A 19,945-nucleotide genomic window follows, 5' to 3' on the forward strand; every position below is an offset into this window, starting at 1 on the left:
CGTGCCAGAGGCAGCGCCGGTGACCACCGGAGCGTCGTCGCCCGCCGTGGCTCCCTCGAGGGAGCCACGGTCGGCGGGCGATGGTGCGCGTCCTGCCCCGTCTGGCCCGGACCGCGGATCCACCCCCCGTGACCAGGCCGTCCGCGAGCCGGCCGGCCCGCAGCCCGCGAGCCGGGAGACGCGGGGAGCCGCCGAGGCCCCGGCCCGGGTACCGGCCGGGCAGACCGGGCCGCCGCCGGCGGCCGCGCCGGCGGATGACGGCTCGCCGGTCGTTCCCCGGCTCGGCCACGAGTCGCCACCCCTGCCGCGCCGGGTGCGCGGGCGCCTGTCGCGCCTCTCGACGCACCGGGCCACCCCCTCCTCGGCCCTCGATCCGGTGCTGCGCGGCCTGCTCGCGAACCACCCGCGGGCCGACATCGACCAGGTCCAGCAGGCCTTCGAGGTCGCCGACGCCGCGCACGCCGGCCAGGTGCGCTTCTCCGGCCACCCTTACATCACCCACCCGATCGCCGTGGCGAGCATCCTCGCCGATCTCGGGATGGACACCCCGACGCTGTCCGCGGCCCTGCTGCACGACACGTTGGAGGAGACCTCCCTGTCCGCCGAGGCGATCCGGGAGACCTTCGGCGACCAGATCGCCCTCATCGTCGACGCCGTCAGCAAGCTCAACCGGGTCAAGGTCGGCGAGGCGGCGCAGGCGGCGCAGGCGGAGACGATCCGCCGGATGGTCGTCGCGATGGCCCGCGACCCGCGGGCGCTGGTCGTCAAGCTCGCCGACCGGCTGCACAACATGCGCACCCTGCGTTTCCTGCCCGAGCACAAGCAGGAGCGCAAGGCACGCGAGACGCTGGAGGTCTACGCCCCGCTCGCCCATCGGCTCGGGATGAACTCGCTGAAGTGGGAGCTGGAGGACCTCGCGTTCGCCGCGCTGTACCCGAAGCGCTACGACGAGATCGTCCGCCTCGTCGCCGACCGGGCGCCCAGCCGCGACGTCTACCTCGCGGAGGTGATCGGCCAGGTGCAGGCCGGCCTGCGCGACGCCCGGATCCGCGCGGTCGTCTCCGGCCGACCCAAGCACTACTACTCGATCTACCAGAAGATGGTCGTGCGCGGCCGGTCGTTCGACGACATCTACGACCTGGTCGGCATCCGCGTCCTCGTCGACTCGGTCCGCGACTGCTACGCCACCCTGGGCACCGTCCACGCGAACTGGAAGCCGATCCCCGGCCGGTTCAAGGACTACATCGCGATGCCCAAGTTCAACATGTACCAGTCGTTGCACACGACGGTCATCGGTCCCGAGGGCAAGCCGGTCGAGCTGCAGATCCGCACGCACGCGATGCACAACCGAGCCGAGTACGGCATCGCCGCGCACTGGAAGTACAAGGAGGACGGCGTCGCGGCCCGCCCGTCAGCGGGGGTGGTCGACGGCGGCGGCCGGTCCGCGCGGCGCCGCGGCAGTCCCGAGCCGGACCTCATGAGCTGGCTGCGCCAGGTCCTGGACTGGCAGCGCGAGACCGCCGACCCGGGGGAGTTCCTCGACAGCCTGCGCTTCGCCGCGGAGACCGACGAGGTCTTCGTGTTCACCCCGAAGGGCGACGTCATCCCGCTGCCCGCGGGGTCGACGTCGGTAGACTTCGCCTACGCGGTGCACACCGACGTCGGTCATCACTGCGTCGGCGCCCGGATCAACGGCCGGCTCGCGGCGTTGGACACCGAGCTCGACAACGGCGACACCGTCGAGGTCTTCACCTCGCGGGCGCACTCGGCGGGCCCCAGCGAGGACTGGCTGATGTTCGTCCGCTCGTCGCGGGCCCGGGCGAAGATCCGCCAGTGGCACGCCCGCGAGCGCCGCGAGGACGCGATCGTCGCCGGCCGCGACGCGATCGGCCGGGCCATGCGTCGCCATGGGCTGCCGCTGTCCCGGCTGATGAGCGGCGACGCGCTGCTCAACCTGGCCAAGGACCTGCGCTACGCCGACGTCGCCGCGCTGTACGCGGCGGTGGGGGAGAACCACGTCAGCGCCCCGGCGGTCGTCTCGAAGCTGCTCGTGGCGCTCGGTGGCCCCGAGGGCGCCGAGGAGGACGCCGGCGAGACCGAGCTGCCGATCCGCACGCTGCGCCGCTCCACCGGGGAGCCGGGTGTGCTGGTCACCGGGGCGCCGGACGTGTGGACGAAGCTCGCGCGCTGCTGCACCCCGATGCCCGGCGACGACATCGCCGGCTTCGTCACCCGGGGCAAGGGCGTGTCCGTCCACCGGACCGACTGCTCCAACCTCACCGGGCTGCGCGGCGGGCCGCACGACCGGCTCGTCGAGGTCGAGTGGGCGCCGTCGTCGGGTTCGGTGTTCCTCGTCGTGATCCAGGTCGAGGCACAGGATCGGACCAAGCTGCTCTCGGACGTCACCCGGGTGCTCTCCGACCGGCACGTGAACATCCTGTCCGCGTCGGTGGCCACCACCAGGGACTCCGTCGCGGTCAGCCGCTTCACCTTCGAGATGGGGGATGCCAAGCATCTCGGGCACATCCTGAGTGCCGTGCGGTCCATCGACGGGGTCTACGACTGTTTTCGCGTCACCTCAGGCGTACAGGTCTAGCGGGACAAAGGGGGGCGCCGTGGATGCTGAGACCGTAGGTGCGGGTCTGCCGGCGGGCGGCGGACTGACCCCGGCGCTGTCCCGGGCCGACGCGCGGGGCGACTCCTCCGACGACGCCTCCCGGGCCCTGTCGGCGGCGCGGCAGGCGAGCGTGCGCCTGGCGCACCTGGCCCGCCGGATGGCCACGCCGCGCATGTCGCAGGTGCCCCCCGAGCTGCGGGACATCGTGGAGGCCCACCGCGACTACCACCCGCGGGCCGACATCGGCGCGCTCGTGCACGCCTACGGGGTCGCCGAGCGGTTGCACGCCGGCCAGATGCGCCGCAGCGGCGACCCGTACATCAGCCACCCGCTCGCCGTCACCGAGGCGCTCGCCGAACTCGGCGTGGACACGACCACGCTGATCGCGGCCCTGCTTCACGACACCGTCGAGGACACCGGCTACACCCTCGACTCGGTCGCCGAGGAGTTCGGCGGCGAGGTCGCCAACCTCGTCGACGGGGTCACCAAGCTGGACAAGATGCGCTTCGGTGAGGCGGCCGAGGCCGAGACGCTGCGCAAGCTGATCGTGGCGCTCGCCCGGGACTACCGGGTGCTCGTTATCAAGATCGCCGACCGGCTGCACAACATGCGCACGCTCGACTTCATGTCCCCGCCCAAACGAGTGAAGATCTCCCGGGTCACGCTGGAGATCCTGGCGCCGCTGGCCCACCGGCTGGGCGTCAGCGTGATCAAGCGTGAGCTGGAGGACCGGGCGTTCGCCGTGCTCCATCCGGCCGAGCACGCGCGCACCGCCCGGATCGTGGACGAGTTCACCGCCGCGGAGCAGGCGTCGGGTTCGCTGGCGGGCCTGGTCGCGCGGCTGCGGGCGGGCCTGGCGGGCGCCCGCATCGACAGCGAGGTCTCCGTCCGCGCCAGCCACCTGTTCTCGATCTACAAGCGGGGGCAGGAGCGGGCCCGCGCCCCGCAGGACTACACCGACATCGTCCGAGTCCTCGTCCTCGTCGACGAGGTGACCGACTGCTACGCCGCCCTCGGGGTGATCCACGCGCTGTGGCGCCCGGTGCCGGGCCGGCTGCGGGACTTCGTGGCGACGCCGAAGTTCAACATGTACCAGTCGCTGCACACCACCGTCGTCGACGATTCCGGGCGCAGCATCGACATCCAGATCCGGACCCTGGCGATGCACCGGCTGGCGGAGACCGGCATCGTCGCGCGCCCGGTCGGCCCGGGCGCCGACGGCGCCCGGCTGGAGGGCCTGTCCTGGCTGCACAGCCTGCTGGACTGGCAGGAGGACACGATCGACTCCGACGAGTTCCTGGAGTCGCTGTCCTCCGATCTGGACTCCGACGAGGTGCTGGCCTTCACCCCCAAGGGGCGGATGATCGCCCTGCCACCCCGGTCGTCGCCCGTCGACGTCGCCTACGCCGTGCACACCGACATCGGTCACCGGGCGATCGGCGCCCGGGNCAACGGCCGGCTTGTCCCGTTGCACACCCGGCTGCGCAACGGCGACGTCGTCGAGATCCTGACCTCCAACCTGCCCGGCGCCGGTCCGTCGGAGGACTGGCTGCGGTTTGTGAAGACGTCGCGGGCCCGCGTGCGCATCCGCCGCCGGCTCGCCCGGCAGCGTCGTGACGCCGCTGCCGGCCCGGGCCTGTCCGAGGGACCGGAGCAGCCGGGGCGGCCGGCCGGGACGGGCGCCGGCGCCCACGGCGGCTCGGCCGGGGACATCGCGGGCGGTCCGAGTGGGACCTCCGCGGCACCGGCGCGGCACCTGGCCCGGCGCGGCGTACCCAGCCTCGCCGCCGTGGCCGACGACGGGTCGGGCGCGAGCATGCCCGTCCGGCTGGCCCGATGTTGCCTGCCGCTGCCCGGTGACGCCGTCGTCGGCTTCACGACCCATGGCAGCGCGGTCTCGCTCCACCGCCGCGAGTGCGGCAACGCCACCGAGGCGCGCGCCGACCGGGAACGGGTCATGGTGGTGGCCTGGTCCGCGCCCGATGTCAAGATTTNCCCCGCCGAGATCGCGGTCGAGGCGTTCGACCGTTACGGGCTGTTGGCCGACATCACCGAGATCCTGTCCGAGACGTCGGTGTCGGTCCGGGCCGCGTCGACGACCACCTCCGAGGACCGCGTCGCCCACGCCCGCTTCACCATCGAGGTCACCGGGCCCGAGCAGCTCGACAGCGTGCTCTCGGCGGTCCGCCGGGTGGGGGGCGTGTACGACTGCTACCGCGTATGCCAGACCCAGGCGTCGCCGACCGCCGACCCGGCCGCCCGCGCCGCCACCTGACCCGCAGTCGCCACCTGACCCGCAGTCGCCACCTGATTCGCGCTGGCACCTGACCCACGCCGCCGCCGGGTCGGGCAACCCCGTACGGGCACGACCCGCCGGTCCGACCGCCGAAAGGGGCCGGTCGGCAAGAACCGCCATCGGCGCCGCCGCACAGCGTGGCGATTCCACCCCGGAAAGTGCCCTCCGCATCCACCGCTGGTAAACGGAAGGTGCCTAAAACTGCCCCATCCGGGCCGATAAGGGTGGATTGTCGCCGAGGGAATAGCCGCCACCCTTCCGGGCGCCGTAAATTCAACGGCGACCGCCACTGATCGATGTAGAGTATCTCGCGTATCCCTCGTTTCCAGATGGGAGTGCGCGTGGGTCACCTTCAGGTCATCGTGAGTATCGACTCCCGGGAAGGCGCCGAGCGTATCGGCCGTGCGCTCGTGGAGGCTCGCCTGGTCGCTTGTTTCCAGGTGATCGGCCCGATGAGCAGCATCTACCGCTGGAAGGGCGAGATCGAGCAGGCCGAGGAATGGCTCTGTCTAGGGAAAACCACCACCGAGCGATTCGACGAGCTACGCGAGCGGCTGGTCGTCCTGCACCCGTACGAGAATCCCGAGATCATTGCCACGCCGATAGTGGCGGGCCACGCCGACTATCTGCAGTGGATCAGTGCGGAGACCGCGCCCGCTGTGCGGAGCTGACGTCCGGTCGCCGCCCCGACTCTGGCGGGGCCGGGGCGGCGACCGGACGTCATGCCGGCGGCGTCGTCGGAGGAGTCCCCGCTCAGGCCAGCGCCCGTAGCTGGTCGTCGAGGTCCCGTACGGCCTGGGTGTGCTGCCAGGGCCGTAGGTGCTCGCGGGTCCGCCGGACGCGGGCCAGGCCCAGGGAGAAGTCCGTCTGGGCCACGATCGACAGCGCCTCGGCGGCGAAGTGGCAGGCCGCCTCGATCTCCCGACGCTGGATGTGGACCTCGGCGATGTCGCTCATCAGCAGCGACCGCTTCTTCGTGGCACCCGGCGCCGTGGCCCGCAGGGCCTCGGTGGCCGCCGCGTAGGCTGCCGCCGGGCGGCGCAGCCGGGTGTAGGTGGTGACCTTGAGCCCGTCCAGCCGACCCCGGTCGAAGAACTGGGTCCAGACCCGGTCGCCGTCGCTTTCGCCCCGCTCGAAGGCCTCCTGCGCGCGGTCGAGTGCGGCCAGCGCCGCCCGGCCCTCGCCCCGCGCAGCCTGCTCCTCGGCCTCCCGGGCGGCCAGCCACGCCCGGGTCATGACGGTGCTGCCCGTCGCCGCCCGTCGCTGGGCCTCGCCGAGCAGCACGCACGCCTGGTCGTGGCGGCCCTGGCTGGCGGTCTGATAGCTCTCGTAGCCGAGCACGCACGCCCACAGCGCGTTGTCGTCGGCCTCGCGGGCGGCCTCGATGGCCACCCGGTAGTACGCCACCGCGGCGGGCAGGTCGTTCATGTCGAAGGCCAGCCAGCCCGCCAGCGCCGCGGTCTCGCCGGCGGTGGAGGTGAGGTCGCGGCGCACCGGCGTGCGGCCCGTCGACTCCAGCAGCTGGGTGAGCCGTCCCAGGTGATCGGTGACCCGTTGCATGAGGACCCGGGCGGGAACGCGCTCCTCCAGGCCGTACAGGCCCGCGGTGCGCTGCCCCAGCTCCTCGGCGAGCTCCGGGGTGACGCTCGCCCGGCGCCGCAGCGCCGCCGACAGCCGCTCCCAGGGCGGGGTGTCCGAGGCCGCGGCGATCGGCACCACCGCGACACCGCCCGCCGCGGCGAAGAGCCGCAGAAAGTCGCGCCGTTCCACGGAAATACCATTCGGGTCGATCACGTCGGCGTCCGCCTGCAGGACCAACGTGCCACCGGGGACCACCTCGTGGCCGACCTGCTGCGGACCGCCGGGCGCGGCCGGGGTGATACCCCGACCCATTCCGCTTCGCATTGCTCCGGCAGCGGAGGGAAGCGTCTCGTCGTCGACGAAACCCAGTTCCACCGAGGACCGACCGAATAGAGCTCGCAACAGCCGCTGATAACGCAGGCTCGGTTTCTTGTCGCCCTTCTCCCACTTACAGATCATGTTTCCGGTCACCCCGGCCTCGCGGCCCTCGTGGATGACGGAGAAGCGCCGGATCTCGGTGGCGAGGCGTTCCTGGGACCAGCCCCGCTCCTCCCGGCTCAGCCGTAGCCGGGCGTTCGGGGTGCGGGTCGCGGGGGCGCGGTTGGGCTTCGACACGTCAGGTGATGGTCCGGAGGCTGCAGGTGCCCGGGAAGCTGCCGAGGGACCGGTCGTGAGCTGCATCGGGGCCTCCGAAGTCAATCGGTTGACTCCTGGAGCTTAACCCTCTGTGAGATAAGACGGTCATAGTCACTGTGGTCCCTTGGAGACCAGCTAGGGCAAAAATGTGGTCTTCCCGGCGCGCGGGTGGCCTGCGTTCCGCTAACGGGCGCCGCCTTCTAGAGTGAGGGCGTGAGAGCCGGACCCCTCGACCGACGTCCTCGACCGCCCGGATCCGGTGCCCCGACCCGTCCGCTGCGCGCGTGGCAGCGGGCGGCCCTCGACGTCTACCGGTCCCGCTCGTCGTCCGGGGGCCGGGACTTCCTCGCGGTGGCGACGCCGGGCGCCGGCAAGACCACCTTCGCTCTGCAGGTCGCCAATGACCTGCTGGGCACCGGCGAGATCAGCCGGATCACGGTCGTCGCGCCCACCGAGCATCTCAAGCGGCAGTGGGCGGCCGCCGCCGCCGAGGTCGGGGTGGACCTCGACCCGGACTTCCGCAACTCCGCCGGCGCGACGTCGTCCGACTACACCGGCGTCGCGGTGACCTACGCCCAGGTCGCGGCCCACCCGGCGCTGCACCGGGCGCGGACCGCCGCCCGGCGCACGCTGGTCATCCTCGACGAGATCCACCACGCGGGCGACGCGCTGTCCTGGGGCGAGGCGACCCGGGAGGCGTTCACCCCCGCGGCGCGGCGCCTCGCCCTGACCGGGACGCCGTTCCGCTCCGACGTCAACCCGATCCCTTTTGTCACCTACCTGCCGGGACCCGACGGCGTGCTGCGCAGCATCGCCGACTCCTCCTACGGCTACGCCGAGGCCCTGCGTGACGGCGTCGTGCGACCGGTGCTCTTCCTCGCCTACTCCGGCGAGATGTCCTGGCGGACCAGCGCCGGCGCCGAGCTGTCGGCCCGGCTCGGCGAACCGCTGACCGGCGAGCAGACCGCCGCCGCCTGGCGCACCGCCCTGGACCCGGGCGGAGACTGGATGCCGGCCGTGCTCGCCTCGGCGGACACCAGGCTGTCCCAGGTGCGCGCCGGCGGCATGCCTGACGCGGCCGGGCTGGTCATCGCCACCGACCACGCCGCCGCGAGGGCGTACGCGGGGCTGCTTGCCCGGATCACCGGCACGTCGCCGGTGCTCATCCTGTCCGACGACCCGACCGCGTCGGCGAAGATCGCGAACTTCCGCCAGTCCGCGGACCGGTGGATGGTGGCCGTGCGGATGGTGAGCGAGGGCGTCGACGTGCCCCGCCTCGCCGTCGGGGTCTACGCGACCTCGGCCTCGACGCCGCTGTTCTTCGCCCAGGCCGTCGGCCGGTTCGTCCGGGGGCGGGGTCGGGGCGAGACCGCCTCGGTGTTCCTGCCGAGTGTGCCCACCCTGCTCGCCCTCGCCGGGGAGATGGAGGTCCAGCGCGACCACGCGCTGGAGAAGCAGCCGCGCGACCCGGACGCCTTCGACGACGAGGCGCTGCGCGACGCCAACCGGCGCAAGGACACCCCCGACCAGCCGGACACGCTGTTCACGGCGCTGGGCTCCTCGGCCCATCTCGATCGGGTGATCTTCGATGGCGGCGAGTTCGGCACCCCCGCGGCGCCCGGCTCGGCGGCGGAGGAGGACTTCCTCGGCCTGCCGGGTCTGCTGGAGCCGGACCAGGTCGCGACCCTGCTGCGCCAGCGGGAGGCCGCGCAACAGGCCGCCGCGCAGGCGGCCGCGCGGCGCGGCGCCGCTGCCCGGGCGGGCGAGCAGCCCGAGGTGCCCGCGGCCCGCGACGGCGCGCAGTCGACGACCCGCCCGGTCCACGAGGTCATCGCCGAGCTGCGCAAGGAGCTCAACCGGCTGGTCGGGGCGCACTTCCACCGCACCGGCAAGCCGCACGGGATGATCCACGCCGAGCTGCGTCGGGCCTGTGGCGGCCCGCCGAGCGGGCAGGCCAGCGCCGCGCAGTTGCAGGCCCGGATCGACACGATCCGCCGCTGGGCCGGCTGACGGCTGCCCGGCCGGCCCAGCCGCTGCGTCAGCCGCCCTGCGAGATGGCGATCGACAGGATCTTCGCCTTGCTGGCCGGGGCGCCGTCGGAACCGCCGCCCTGCACGCCGGGCTTGGTGAGCTTGTCGAGGACGTCCAGCCCCGTGGTGATCTTTCCGAAGACGGTGTAGCCGCCGGCCAGCGCCGCCGCCCCCTGCTGCGTCGGGTCGGCGTAGTTGATGAAGAACTGGCTGCCGTTGCTGTTCGGCGCGGAGCTGTGCGCCATCGCGAGCACGCCGCGGTCGTAGGTGACGCCCTCGGTGTTCTCGTTGGCGTATCCGTAGCCGGGGCTGCCGCTGCCGGTGCCTGTCGGGTCGCCGCACTGCAGCACGGAGATGCCCGCCTCAGCACCGCCGGTCTGCCGATGGCAGAGCGTGTTGTCGTAGTACTTGGCATCGGCGAGGGTGCGCAGGGCGTGGACGGTGCACGGCGCCTTCTGCGCGTCCAGGCTCGCCGTCAGCGTCCCGGCGTCGGTGGTGATGGTCATGGTGGCCGGGGAGGTGTCGACGGTGGCGGCCGGTTTCGGCAGGGTGGCGCCGCGGGCGGGGGTCTCCCCGTTGGCGGTGTACGTGCAGGTGCCGACCTTGCTGGTGGCCGCCGCGGCGGCGCTGGGGGCCGCGGTGCTGGCCGCGTTGGCGGCGGTGACGTCGGACTTGTCGTCCTTACCGGTGAGCAGGATCGCGGCGATCGCCGACGCGGCGACCACGATCGTCACGAAGCCGGCCACGATCGCGAGCCGCTGCTGGCGGCGGCGGTGGGCGACCCGCCGCCGCTGCGTCTGCCGGGCCGCTCGGGCCTCGGCGAGCTCGCGCTGCCGTCGCTCCTTGGAACTGGCCACCGTCGCCGGCCTCCTCACATCCCGAACCTGGCAGGTTCTTCGCTGATGCGTCCCGTCCGTCCCGCGGCGGCGGACACATGTGGTCTGTGCACCGTAACCGTTCGGCGGTGCTCGGCTGGGCAGCGCACCTGGGGCAGCGCACCTGTGGCGAGCATGCCGAAGCCGCCTGTGCGCCCGCTGTGCGCCGGAAGCGTCGGCGGTGGCTGGTAGCGTTGCCGCAAGGTGAGGTGCGGTACCGATCAGGGGCTGACGCGATTCATGCTCGATAAGCGTTTTATCCGCGAGAATCCGCAGGCCGTGAGGGACGCGGTCGCGGTCAAGGGTATTGACCTGGACGTCGACGAACTGCTCCAACTCGACCAGGACAATCGCAAGCTGCAGTTCGAGGTGGACGGGGCGCAGGCCCGGCGCAAGAGCTTCGCCAAGCAGTTCGCCAAGGCCGACGAGGCACGCCGGGCCGAGCTGCGGGTCGAGCACGAGGCGTTCGACCGCCAGCTGCGGGACCTGCGCGAGCAGCTTGCCCGCACGGGCGCGCGATTGGCCGAGCTGATGCTGCTGACGCCGAACATCCCCTGGTCGGGGGCGCCGGTGGGGCCGGACGAGGCGGCCAACGTGGTGCTGCGCACCGTCGGCACGCCCCCGGAGTTCGACTTCACCCCGCTCGACCACACCGAGCTCGCCGAGAAGCGCGGCTGGGCCGAGTTCGCCCGCGCCCGCAAGGTCGCCGGCGAGCGGGCCTACGCCCTCGTCGGCGACATGGTGATGCTGGAACGGGCGGTGCACTCGTACGCGCTGGACCTGCTGCGCGGCCGGGAGTTCACCCCGGTGGCGGTCCCCGCGCTCGTCCGCGAGGAGCCGCTGATCGGCACGGGGATGCTGCCGAAGGCCCGGGAGGAGATCTACGCGATCCCCGAGGACGACCTGTACCTGGCCGGAACGGCCGAGGTGGCCCTCGTGGGCCTGCATGCGGGGGAGATCCTCGACGCCGCCCGGCTGCCGATCCGCTACGCCGGGATCTCGCCGTGCTTCCGCCGGGAGATCGGCAGCGCCAGCCGGGACGTCCGCGGCCTGCTGCGGGTGCACCAGTTCGAGAAGGTCGAGCAGTTCGTGCTCTGCGCCGCCGACGAGGCCGAGTCGGCGCGCTGGCACGCCGAGCTGCTCGCCACCGCCGAGCGCATCCTGTCCGACCTCGGGCTGTGCTACGAGGTCGTCGAGTGCGCCACCGGGGACATGGGCGTCGGCAAGTTCCGGATGAACGACATCAACACGTGGTTTCCGTCGCTGGGCCGTTTCCGGGAGACGCACAGCTGCTCCACGCTGCACGACTGGCAGGCTCGCCGGGCGAACCTGCGCTACCGCGACACCGACGGCACGATCCGCTTCGCCCACACGCTGAACAACACCGCGGTGGCCACCCCCCGGCTGCTGGCGGCGCTGCTGGAGAACTTCCAGACCGCGGACGGCGCGGTGCGCATCCCCGAGGTGCTGCGGCCCTACCTGGGCGGCCGCGAGCTGATCTGAGCGCCGCCGCGGCGGCGCGCCCGCGCGGCCCGGACCAGGGCCGGCCCGGCCACCGCGAGGCGTCGCGGCAGCCCGACGGCCACCCGGCGTTCCAGCACCCGGTAGTCGGCTCGCTCCACCTCGTCGAGGATCTCCCGGTAGAGCACGAACGCGGTGCGCATGCAGTCCCGCGAGGTGGGGTGCAGCAGCCGGATGCCGGGCTGGGCCGCGCGGAACAGCTCCCGGGCCCGGCTGATCTCGAACGCCAGGAGCCGGCGAACCGGCCCGTCGACGACCCCGGCGGCCAGGTGCTCCCGGGTGACGCCGAACAGCGCCAGCGACGTCTGCGGCAGGTACACCCGCCCGCGGCGCAGGTCCTCCCCGACGTCACGGATGAAGTTGGCGTGCTGGAAGGCGAGGCCGAGGTCGCGTGCGTAGGGCAGCGCGCTGTCGTCGACCGGTTCGAGTAGCGGCACCATCTGCAGGCCGATGACCGCGGCCGAGCCGTGCATGTAGACCAGCAGGTCCTCCCACGTCGCGTACCCGGTGACGGTCAGGTCCATCGCCATCGAGGACAGGAACGCGGCGAAGTGGCCGGGGTCGAGGGCGAAGCGATGGATCGTGTCGACGACCGCCGGCAGCACCGACACCTCACCGGCAGCCCCACCCGCACCCGTCCCACCGGCGATCTGGGCGTCGACGGCGTGGGCGGGCACGCCGTCGCGCAGCGCGGCGAGGAACCGGGCACTCCAGGCCTGCAGTTGGATGGCCCGCTCGTCGCCGGTCAGCGCCGAGTCGAGGTCGTCGACGATGTCGTCGGCGTGGCGGGCGAAGCCGTACAGGGCGTGCACGTGCGCCCGTTTCCATGGCGGCAGCAGCAGGGTCGCCAGGTAGTACGTGCGCCCGTGGGCGGCGTTGAGGGCGCGGGCCCGCGCATACGACGCGCGCAATCGGGGATCGGTGATTCCGGCCGCGTCGAGCTCCCCCACGGCGCTCAGCCTAACGGTACTGACGGTGGGCCCTGGGCCCCTGGTCCTGGATCTCCGAACATCATGATTGCGCGTGCCGGGTCGGGGCGGGGTTCTGCTCCGGGCGGTGGCGCGTGGGCTGTTCCGCGGAACACCATGATCATATTCTGGGTTCGGGTGGGGTTCCGGCTGCACCGCCGTGGCCGCGTCGCCCCTCACCGCGGATGATCTTGTGTTGGGTTTTTGTCGGTGGTGGGTGGGACGATCGTCGTGTCCGTTGATCGATGACACCTCTGGCCCGGTGATCCTGATGAGTACAGCGTCTGCATTCCCTCCCCCTCCGCCTGTCCCCTCTGCCTCGTCTGATGCGTGCGCGCTGATCGGGGTGGATGTGGAGGTCGCATCGTTGGGGGAGGTGGAGGAGGCGATCTGCCGGTGGGCGGGGCGGATCGCCGCGGCGAGCTGTGGCTGGCTGTTGGCGGTGGCGGCGTTCGACCGTCGGGGTGGCTGGTCGGGGGTCGGGATGGGGTCGTGTGCGCACTGGCTGGCCTGGCGGTGCGGTATCGGCCTGCGCACGGCGCGGGAGCAGGTGGCGACGGCGCGGGCGTTGGAGGGTCTTCCGGTCCTTCGGGCGGCGTTCGCGGCGGGCACGGTGTCGTATGCGAAGGTGCGGGCGGTGACCCGGGTCGCCGAGCCCGCCACTGAGGAGCTGTGGCTGGCCCGTGCCCGACGCTGCTCGGCCGGTCAGGTGGAGCGGCTCGTCCGTTCCTACCGGCAGGCCAATGGTGATCCGAAGGTCCGGCGGGCCGCACGGCGAGTGGCCTGGACGTTCGACGGCGACGGCATGCTGTGTCTGCGTGCGGTCCTGTCCCCGGACGAGGGCGCCCGGCTGATTGCCGCGTTGGACGCCGCCCGGGCCAGTCTCGAGGACACCACCTCCCTGGCCGGCGACAGTCTCCCAGCAGGCACCGGCACGGGCGACGAGGGTGGGGTGCCCGCGGACGGGGAGAAGGTCGTGATCGCACGGGATCGGCGGCGTGACGCCGACGCGCTGGTCGCGCTGGCCGACGGGTTCCTCGACCGGCCCGCCCCGGGGCTGATGCACCCTGGTCACACCCTGACCGTGCACCTCACCACTCAACCCACTCCCACCAGCAGCAACACGGCGGACCCGCAGGAAGGTACCGCGGGTGGGACTGAGGAGCCGGTCGGGGTGGCGCGGGTGGGGGTCGGGGCGTGGCGGTCTACCTGCGTGACCAGGGGCGCTGCCAGTACCCGGGGTGCGGTCACACCCGCTGGTTGCACCTGCACCACCTCACCTGGTGGGGCCGCGGGGGTGGTACCGACATCGACCGGCTGCTGCTGCTCTGTTCCACCCATCACCGGGCGGTGCACGACGACGACATCAGCCTGGGCCGGGACGCGGACGGGACCGTCACCGCGCGGACTGTCGACGGCCGCGTCCTTGTCGCAGCACCACCGGTCCTGCCCGGACCCGAGCCGGCAGGGACCCTCGCCCACGCCACCCGCCACATCGACCCCGCCGCAATCCGGCCGGTGGGGATGGTTATGGCAGACGGGAGGCGAAGGCGAGCGAGCTCGCCGCGGCGAGGAAGCCCAGCGCGAGGGAGAGGCCCAGGAACCAGGTGGTGATCTCGCGGTACTCGGTGCGGTAGCCGATGGAGCTGCCCAGGCCCTTGTAGACCGAGCGCAGCTCGTCGCCGGTGGCGGCCCGGTGGTAGGAGCCCTCGGTCTGGTCGGCGATCTCGTTGAGGGCCTGCTCGTTGACCGGGACGGGCACCTCCTGACCGCCGACATCGAGCGTGCCGTCGCTGGTGCCGTAGGCGATGGTGTCGACGGGGATGTGCGCCTGCCGGGCGGCATCGGTGGCCTGCGTGTTCGGCCGGCCGCGAGTGGTCTCGCCGTCGGAGAGCAGGACGATGGCTGCGGGTGGCGGGCTCTGCCCGGCGTCGGAGAATCGCTTGCCGGCGGTGTTGATGGCCTGCAGCGAGGCGAAGATCCCCTCACCGATGGCCGTCGCCGGGCCGAGCTGCAGGCCGCGGATGCCGGCGCGGACCGACTCGCGGTCGGTGGAGGCGGGCACGAGCACCGTCGCGCTGCCGGCGAAGGAGACCAGGCCCAGGTTGATGCGCGGCGGGAGCTGGTCGACGAACGCCTCGGCGCCCTGCTTGGCCGCCTCCAACCGGTTCGGGGCGATGTCGGTGGCGGCCATCGAGTTCGACACGTCGATGGCGAGGATGATCGTCGCGCGTTCCCGCGGAACCCGCTCGGCGCGGGCCGGCCGGGCCAGCGAGAACACCAGGCCGGCGAGGGTGAGCAGCAGCAGCGCGGCCGGGACGTGGCGGCGCCACCACTGCGGGCGCCGCGGCAGCACCGATGCCAGCACCGAGGTGGACGACAGGCGGGCCGCGTACACGCGCCGCCGCGCGGAGACGACGATGTAGGCGACGAGCAGCGCGGCGACGAGCAGGTACAGCCACAGCCAGTGGCCGGCGAGGAAGCTCACCGGGTACCCGCCCGGGCGGGTCGGCCGACCGGCGCGCGCCGCCCGGCGCCGCGGCCGCGCCGGTTCGCGGAGGCGAAGCGGACGATGTCGACGAGCCAGTCCGAGTCGGTGCGCAGGACGAGGTGGTCGGCGCCGACGCGGCGTAGGGCGAGCGACACCTCCCGGCGGTGCGCCGCGGCGGCCGCGGCGTACCGTTCCCGGAACTTCCGCGACGAGGTGGGCACCTCCAGCATCGCCCCGGTCTCGGCGTCGACGACGGGCAGCAGGCCGACGGCGGGCAGGGCCAGCTCCAGCGGGTCGACGATCTCGATCGCGAGCACCTGGTGGCGGGCGGCGACCACGCGCAGCGGGCGTTCCCAGCCGAGGTCCGTGGACTGGAAGTCGGAGATGACGACGGCGAGGCCGCGCCGGCGCGGCGGGCGCAGCAGGCCCTGCACGGCGGCGGCGAGGTCGGTGGCAGCCGCCGGGTCGGGCCGGCGGCGCGGCCGGTCGTGTGCGGCGCGGGGCAGCGTGAGCAGGGTGCGCAGCAGCGCCCGCAGGCCGTCGCGACCCGGCCGGGCCGGGATGAGCCGCGTGCCGGCCTGGGTGAGCGCCACCGCACCCATCCGGTTGCCGGTGCGAGCGGTGAGGAAACCGACCGCGGCGGTGGCGGCGACCGCGAGGTCCCGCTTCTCCCACGCGCCGGTGCCGAACTCGCTGCTGGCGCTGAGGTCGACGAGGGCCCAGGTCTCCAGCTCCCGGTCGGCGATGAGGTCGTGGACGTGGGGGACGGTGGTGCGGGCGGTGACGGCCCAGTCCATGCGGCGCACGTCGTCGCCGATGGAGTACTCGCGGCTCTCCGCCTTCTCGCTGCCCTGGCCGGGTAGCAGGCCCAGATGGTCGCCGAGCAGCATCCCGTCGAGGCGGCGCAGCACGGTGAGTTCCAGGCGGCGCAGCGTCCGCTCCACCGCCGGGTCGCCGGCCGGCGTGGCGGCGACCGGGCTGGGGCGGCCCGCGTCCGGCGTCATGAGATCGGGCCCCGGTCGAGGTATTCGGGGAAGCCCGAGCGCGGGTTGGTTCCCCAGCCGCCGGTGTTCGGCCCGACGGGCCCGGTGGGGTAGGGGGCCTGCTGGCGTGGCGCCACCTGCGGCTGCTGGATGGTCTCCAGGATGCGGGCGGCGATCGCGTCCGCGGTCAGCCCCTCGGCCAGCGCCTCGTAGGACAGCACCAGCCGGTGCGGCAGCACGTCCATGGCGACGGCGACCACGTCGTCCGGCACCACGTAGTCGCGCCCGCGTAGCAGGCCGAGCGCCCTGGCGGCGGCGACCAGGCCGAGGGAGGCCCGCGGCGAGGCGCCGTAGGCGAGGTGGCCGGCCAGTTCCGGCAGCCCCGCCTCGGCCGGCGCCCGGGTGGCGAGCACCAGCCGCACCGCGAACTCGGTGATGGCGTGGTGGACGAACACGTTGTCGGCCCGCGCCTGCAGCCGCTCCAGCACCTTCGGGCCCAGGACGCGCTCGGGGACCGGCGGCGACACGCCCATCCGCCGGACGATCTCCAGCTCCTCGGTGGGGCTGGGGTAGGGCACGTTGACCTTCATAAGGAACCGGTCGCGCTGGGCCTCGGGCAGCGGGTAGACGCCCTCGGACTCGATCGGGTTCTGGGTGGCGAGCACCAGGAACGGCCGGGGTAGCCGGTGGGTGGCTCCGCCGAGCGAGACCTGCTTCTCCGACATGACCTCCAGCAGCGCCGACTGCACCTTCGCGGGCGCGCGGTTGATCTCGTCGGCCAGTACGAAGTTGGCGAAGACCGGCCCGAGCTCGACGTCGAACGCCTCCTGGCTGGCCCGGTAGATGCGGGCGCCCACGATGTCCGAGGGCACGAGGTCGTTGGTGAACTGGATCCGGACGAACGAGCCGCCGACCACGGTGGCCAGGGTCTGCACCGCCAGCGTCTTGGCCACCCCGGGCACGCCCTCGAGCAGGCAGTGCCCGCGGGCGAGCAGCGCGACGAGCATGCGCTCGACCATGCGGTCCTGCCCGACGATCACTTTTTTGATCTCGAACAGGGCGCGCTCGAGCAGCGCCGCGTCCGAGGTGGTGTCCGGGGCGGCGAGGCCGGCCGGGCTCTGCCCATCGTCCATGCCGGTATTCTCCCAGCCCCGGCGCGGAATCGGGCGCCAACGGACTCGGCACGGCTCGGTTGCAAGCGTCTTCTAAGCCCCTGTTCAGGAACTTTCGGTTCAGGCCGGGGCTGCGGCGCGCAGCGCACGCGAGCGGTAACCGCGATCGGCGCCGAGGATCCGCTCCGCCGCCAGTCGTCCCGAGATGAGCACCATCGGCACGCCGACGCCGGGCCGGGTGCCGCTGCCGGCGAACACCACGTTCGCCAGCCCGGGCGCCATGTTCGCCGGGCGGAACGGGCCGGTCTGGCGGAAGGTGTGGGCGGCGGCGAACGGCGCGCCCGCCGCCATCCCGCGGGCCCGCCAATCGGCCGGGGTGGTCACCTGCTCCACCTCGATGGCGGCGCCGAATCCGGCGTAGCCACGCCGCTCGCAGGTGGCGACGACCTCGTCGCGGTAGCGCGAGCGCAGCACCGACCAGTCCAGCGGCGCGGTGAGGTTCGGCGTCGGGAACAGCACGTAGTAGGCGTGCCCGCCGGCCGGCGCCATCGCCGGTTCGCTGCGTGACGGGGTGGTGACGAGAAACGACGGGTCGCTCATCAGCTCGCCGCGGTCGATGATCTCCGTGAACGTCCGCCGCCAGGCCTGGCCGAAATGGATGGTGTGGTGCGCCGCGTGCGGATACTCCACCCGCGCGCCGGCCAGCAGCAGGAAGCACGACGGCGAGTAGCGCAGCCGGCGCAGCCGGGCCGGCGCCGCCGCCGGCGGCAGCAGCTCGGCGTAGGCGATCGGCAGGTCCGGGTTGAGGACCACCACGTCCGCGCCGATGCGCTCGCCGGCGGTGGTGTGCACCGCCACCGCCCGACCGCCGCGCACCTCCACCCGACTCACCGTCGTCTCGTAGCGCACGGTCACTCCGTGCTTGACCGCCGCGGCGGTCATCGCCTCGGCGACGGCGTGCATGCCGCCCGTCGGGTGGTACACCCCGGCGACGGAGTCCATGTACGAGATGACGGCATAGAGGGCGAGCGCGTCGTGCGGGGCGAGCCCGGCGTACATCGCCTGGAAGGAGAACATTCGCCGGGTCCGCGGGTCGCGCAGGTGGCGGCCGACGACCGTGTCGAGCCGGCGGAAGCCGCCCAGCGCCGCGAGCCGGGCGAGCTGCGGGCGCAGCAGCGACAGCGGCGAGTCCACCTGGGCGTCGATGAAATGCCGTACCTGCGCGCGGTACATCGCCGTGACCAGGGTGACGAACCGCTCGAAGCCGGCGGCCTCCGCCGGGCCGCACAGCGCCCGGATCTCCGCCGCGGTGTCGGCCGGGTCGGCGCGCACGTCCAGCGACGAGCCGTCGGCGAAGAACCCCCGGTACATCGGGTCAAGCCGGGTCAGCGTCAGCCAGCGGTCGAGATCCTCCCCGACGCAGTCCAACGCGTCGGCGATCAGCTCGGGCATGGTCAGCACGGTCGGGCCGGTGTCGAACCGGTAGCCGCCGAGGGTGAGCAGCCCCGCCCGGCCGCCCGGCACCGCCTCGCGCTCCAGCACCGTCACTCGCCGCCCGGCCCCCACCAGGCGCAGCGCGGCCGACAGCCCCGCAAATCCCGCACCGACGATGACGACGTGATCCGTCGGGCCCTCCACCGTGCGCATCCGGCGCCCGCCCCCTCTCTCCAGCTCTCCCCGGTCGTACACGACTGGCCCGGTCGTACGCGTCACTGTGCCCGCACCGTGGCCGCGGTCGCGAGCTCCACCAGTGCGCCGCGGGTGGTGTCGTCGAGGTCGAAGCGTTCCAGGACGGCCAGGGCCTGCGCGGTGCGCGCGGCGATCCGCTCTTCGGCCGCGGCCGGCGCGCCGCTGGCGGCAATCAGCTCGCGCGCCTCCTCGACCGCGCCGGGTCGTGTCGGCCGACCGACGAGGTCGCGCAGCCGGGCTGCCGCCGCCGGCCGCGCCTGGCGCAGGGCCAGCGCGAGCAGCCCGTTGGGCCGGCCGTCGCGCAGGTCCTGCCCGGCGGGCTTGCCGGTCACCGCCGGGTCGCCGAACACCCCGAGGATGTCGTCGCGGAGCTGGAACGCCTCACCAAGCGGGTGACCGAACGCCGCGTAGGTCTCCAGCAGGCCGGGGCGGGTCCCGGCAAGCAGGGCGCCGAGCTGCAACGGTCGGACCACCGTGTAGCCGGCGGTCTTGTACCGGGCGATCCGCGCGACCCGCGCCGGATCGAGGCCGCGCGGCGGCCCGGTGCTCGGCCGCTCGGCGCCTGCCTGGCTGGTCTCGGCGCTCTCGGCGCCCACCTGGCTGGTCGCGGCGCCCACCTGGCTGGCGAGATCGAGGTACTGGCCGGCGACGAGCTCGCCGCGCATCCGCGCGTACGTCGGCCAGGCCCGCGCCAGGGCGCCGGGAGTCAGCCCGCTGGCCATCAGCAGATCGTCCGCCCAGGTCAGGAACAGGTCGCCGAGCAGGATCGCCGCCGAGCGGCCGAAGGTTTCCGGATCGCCGCCGAGCCGGGCCCGGCGGTGCATCCCGGTCAGGCGGCGATGGGCGCTCGGCTCACCGCGACGCAGTTCCGAGCCGTCCATCACGTCGTCGTGCACCAGCGCACAGGCGTGTAGCACCTCCAGGGATGCGGCGGCCGTCACGATCTCGTCGCAGTCCGGCCCGCCGGCACCCCGCCAGCCCCAGTAGCAGAACGCGGGCCGCACCCGCTTGCCCTCGCTGAGCAGCACGTCCTCGGCGATTCGGACGAACGGGTCGAGATCGGCGTCGATGTCGCGCAGCGCCGCCCCCCGAGCGTCGGCGAACCGGCGCAGCACGGCGGAGACCCGCGGCCGGACATCGGTCATC

The 19,945-nt window shown here is 73.2% G+C and carries 14 protein-coding genes and 1 pseudogene; 7 read left to right on the forward strand and 8 right to left on the reverse strand.

The genetic code is table 11. The features are described from left to right. Nucleotide 1: 1 nt before the first annotated feature. The 5 genes and pseudogenes from FF36_RS03810 to cutA all read left to right on the forward strand — a co-directional run bounded on the left by FF36_RS03810 (nucleotide 2) and on the right by cutA (nucleotide 5,584). Nucleotides 2–2,596: a RelA/SpoT family protein gene (locus FF36_RS03810; RefSeq protein WP_044883570.1), complete on the forward strand. Its 2,595-nt coding sequence runs from the start codon at nucleotides 2–4 to the stop codon at nucleotides 2,594–2,596. A 19-nt stretch (nucleotides 2,597–2,615) separates the two neighbouring features. After that, nucleotides 2,616–4,065, forward strand: a 1,450-nt coding sequence (locus tag FF36_RS37025) for a RelA/SpoT family protein (RefSeq protein ID WP_242422276.1), incomplete at its 3' end; no start/stop codon positions are given. Nucleotide 4,066: 1 nt separating this feature from the next. Next, nucleotides 4,067–4,611 (forward strand): annotated as a pseudogene (locus FF36_RS37030) (RelA/SpoT family protein); the annotation flags it as partial. A gap of 11 nt (nucleotides 4,612–4,622) precedes the next feature. After that, nucleotides 4,623–4,892 (forward strand): ACT domain-containing protein, encoded by a 270-nt coding sequence (locus FF36_RS37035; RefSeq protein ID WP_479686775.1) that lies wholly within the window; start codon nucleotides 4,623–4,625, stop codon nucleotides 4,890–4,892. A gap of 362 nt (nucleotides 4,893–5,254) precedes the next feature. Beyond that, nucleotides 5,255–5,584, forward strand: coding sequence for a divalent-cation tolerance protein CutA (gene cutA, locus FF36_RS03820; protein ID WP_044883673.1), 330 nt, complete (start codon nucleotides 5,255–5,257; stop codon nucleotides 5,582–5,584). An 82-nt stretch (nucleotides 5,585–5,666) separates the two neighbouring features. Here cutA and FF36_RS03825 read toward each other — a convergent pair whose 3' ends face one another. Further along, nucleotides 5,667–7,175: a helix-turn-helix domain-containing protein gene (locus FF36_RS03825; RefSeq protein ID WP_044883572.1), complete on the reverse strand. Its 1,509-nt coding sequence runs from the start codon at nucleotides 7,173–7,175 to the stop codon at nucleotides 5,667–5,669. A gap of 168 nt (nucleotides 7,176–7,343) precedes the next feature. Here FF36_RS03825 and FF36_RS03830 point away from each other — a divergent pair, with 168 nt between their 5' ends. After that, entirely contained in the window at nucleotides 7,344–9,140 is a 1,797-nt protein-coding gene (locus FF36_RS03830) for a DEAD/DEAH box helicase (protein WP_044883573.1), read from the forward strand. 28 nt (nucleotides 9,141–9,168) lie between these two features. Here the strand turns inward: FF36_RS03830 and FF36_RS03835 are convergent, their stop codons facing one another. Beyond that, nucleotides 9,169–10,017, reverse strand: coding sequence for a peptidylprolyl isomerase (locus tag FF36_RS03835; RefSeq protein WP_044883574.1), 849 nt, complete (start codon nucleotides 10,015–10,017; stop codon nucleotides 9,169–9,171). Between the two features lie 258 nt (nucleotides 10,018–10,275). Between FF36_RS03835 and serS the strand changes: the two genes are divergently transcribed. Further along, nucleotides 10,276–11,538 (forward strand): serine--tRNA ligase, encoded by a 1,263-nt coding sequence (serS, locus tag FF36_RS03840; protein ID WP_044883575.1) that lies wholly within the window; start codon nucleotides 10,276–10,278, stop codon nucleotides 11,536–11,538. On the opposite strand, the gene FF36_RS03845 is transcribed toward serS, so the two are convergent. The 6 genes from FF36_RS03845 to FF36_RS03870 all read right to left on the reverse strand — a co-directional run bounded on the left by FF36_RS03845 (nucleotide 11,511) and on the right by FF36_RS03870 (nucleotide 19,944). Then, nucleotides 11,511–12,506, reverse strand: a complete 996-nt coding sequence (locus FF36_RS03845) for a phytoene/squalene synthase family protein (RefSeq protein WP_095212015.1) — start codon at nucleotides 12,504–12,506, stop codon at nucleotides 11,511–11,513. The genes serS and FF36_RS03845 overlap by 28 nt on opposite strands. Nucleotides 12,507–14,052: 1,546 nt before the next feature. Beyond that, complete coding sequence (locus FF36_RS03850; protein WP_044883576.1) at nucleotides 14,053–15,012, reverse strand: VWA domain-containing protein; 960 nt, start codon at nucleotides 15,010–15,012, stop codon at nucleotides 14,053–14,055. Then, on the reverse strand, nucleotides 15,009–16,019 hold the full coding sequence (locus FF36_RS03855; RefSeq protein WP_044883577.1) for a DUF58 domain-containing protein: 1,011 nt from the start codon (nucleotides 16,017–16,019) through the stop codon (nucleotides 15,009–15,011). The genes FF36_RS03850 and FF36_RS03855 overlap by 4 nt, the downstream gene beginning before the upstream one ends. Further along, entirely contained in the window at nucleotides 16,016–17,131 is a 1,116-nt protein-coding gene (locus FF36_RS03860) for an AAA family ATPase (protein WP_044883578.1), read from the reverse strand. Before FF36_RS03860 ends, FF36_RS03855 begins: the two co-directional genes overlap by 4 nt. Nucleotides 17,132–17,230: 99 nt before the next feature. Then, nucleotides 17,231–18,757, reverse strand: coding sequence for a phytoene desaturase family protein (gene crtI, locus FF36_RS03865; protein ID WP_044883579.1), 1,527 nt, complete (start codon nucleotides 18,755–18,757; stop codon nucleotides 17,231–17,233). A gap of 62 nt (nucleotides 18,758–18,819) precedes the next feature. Beyond that, nucleotides 18,820–19,944 carry a polyprenyl synthetase family protein gene (locus FF36_RS03870; protein ID WP_044883580.1) on the reverse strand — a complete coding sequence of 375 codons (1,125 nt, stop codon included), beginning with the start codon at nucleotides 19,942–19,944 and terminating at the stop codon, nucleotides 18,820–18,822. Nucleotide 19,945: the final 1 nt, after the last annotated feature.

This window comes from Frankia torreyi, from assembly GCF_000948395.1.
Taxonomy (GTDB): domain Bacteria; phylum Actinomycetota; class Actinomycetes; order Frankiales; family Frankiaceae; genus Frankia; species Frankia torreyi.

Bases quoted from the DNA above. Each gene is read 5' to 3' on its own strand.
- FF36_RS03825 (WP_044883572.1), bottom strand. From the start codon at position 7,175: ATGCAGCTCACGACCGGTCCCTCGGCAGCTTCCCGGGCACCTGCAGCC.
- serS (WP_044883575.1), top strand. From the start codon at position 10,276: ATGCTCGATAAGCGTTTTATCCGCGAGAATCCGCAGGCCGTGAGGGAC.
- FF36_RS03855 (WP_044883577.1), bottom strand. From the start codon at position 16,019: ATGACGCCGGACGCGGGCCGCCCCAGCCCGGTCGCCGCCACGCCGGCC.
- FF36_RS03860 (WP_044883578.1), bottom strand. From the start codon at position 17,131: ATGGACGATGGGCAGAGCCCGGCCGGCCTCGCCGCCCCGGACACCACC.
- crtI (WP_044883579.1), bottom strand. From the start codon at position 18,757: ATGCGCACGGTGGAGGGCCCGACGGATCACGTCGTCATCGTCGGTGCG.
- FF36_RS03870 (WP_044883580.1), bottom strand. From the start codon at position 19,944: ATGACCGATGTCCGGCCGCGGGTCTCCGCCGTGCTGCGCCGGTTCGCC.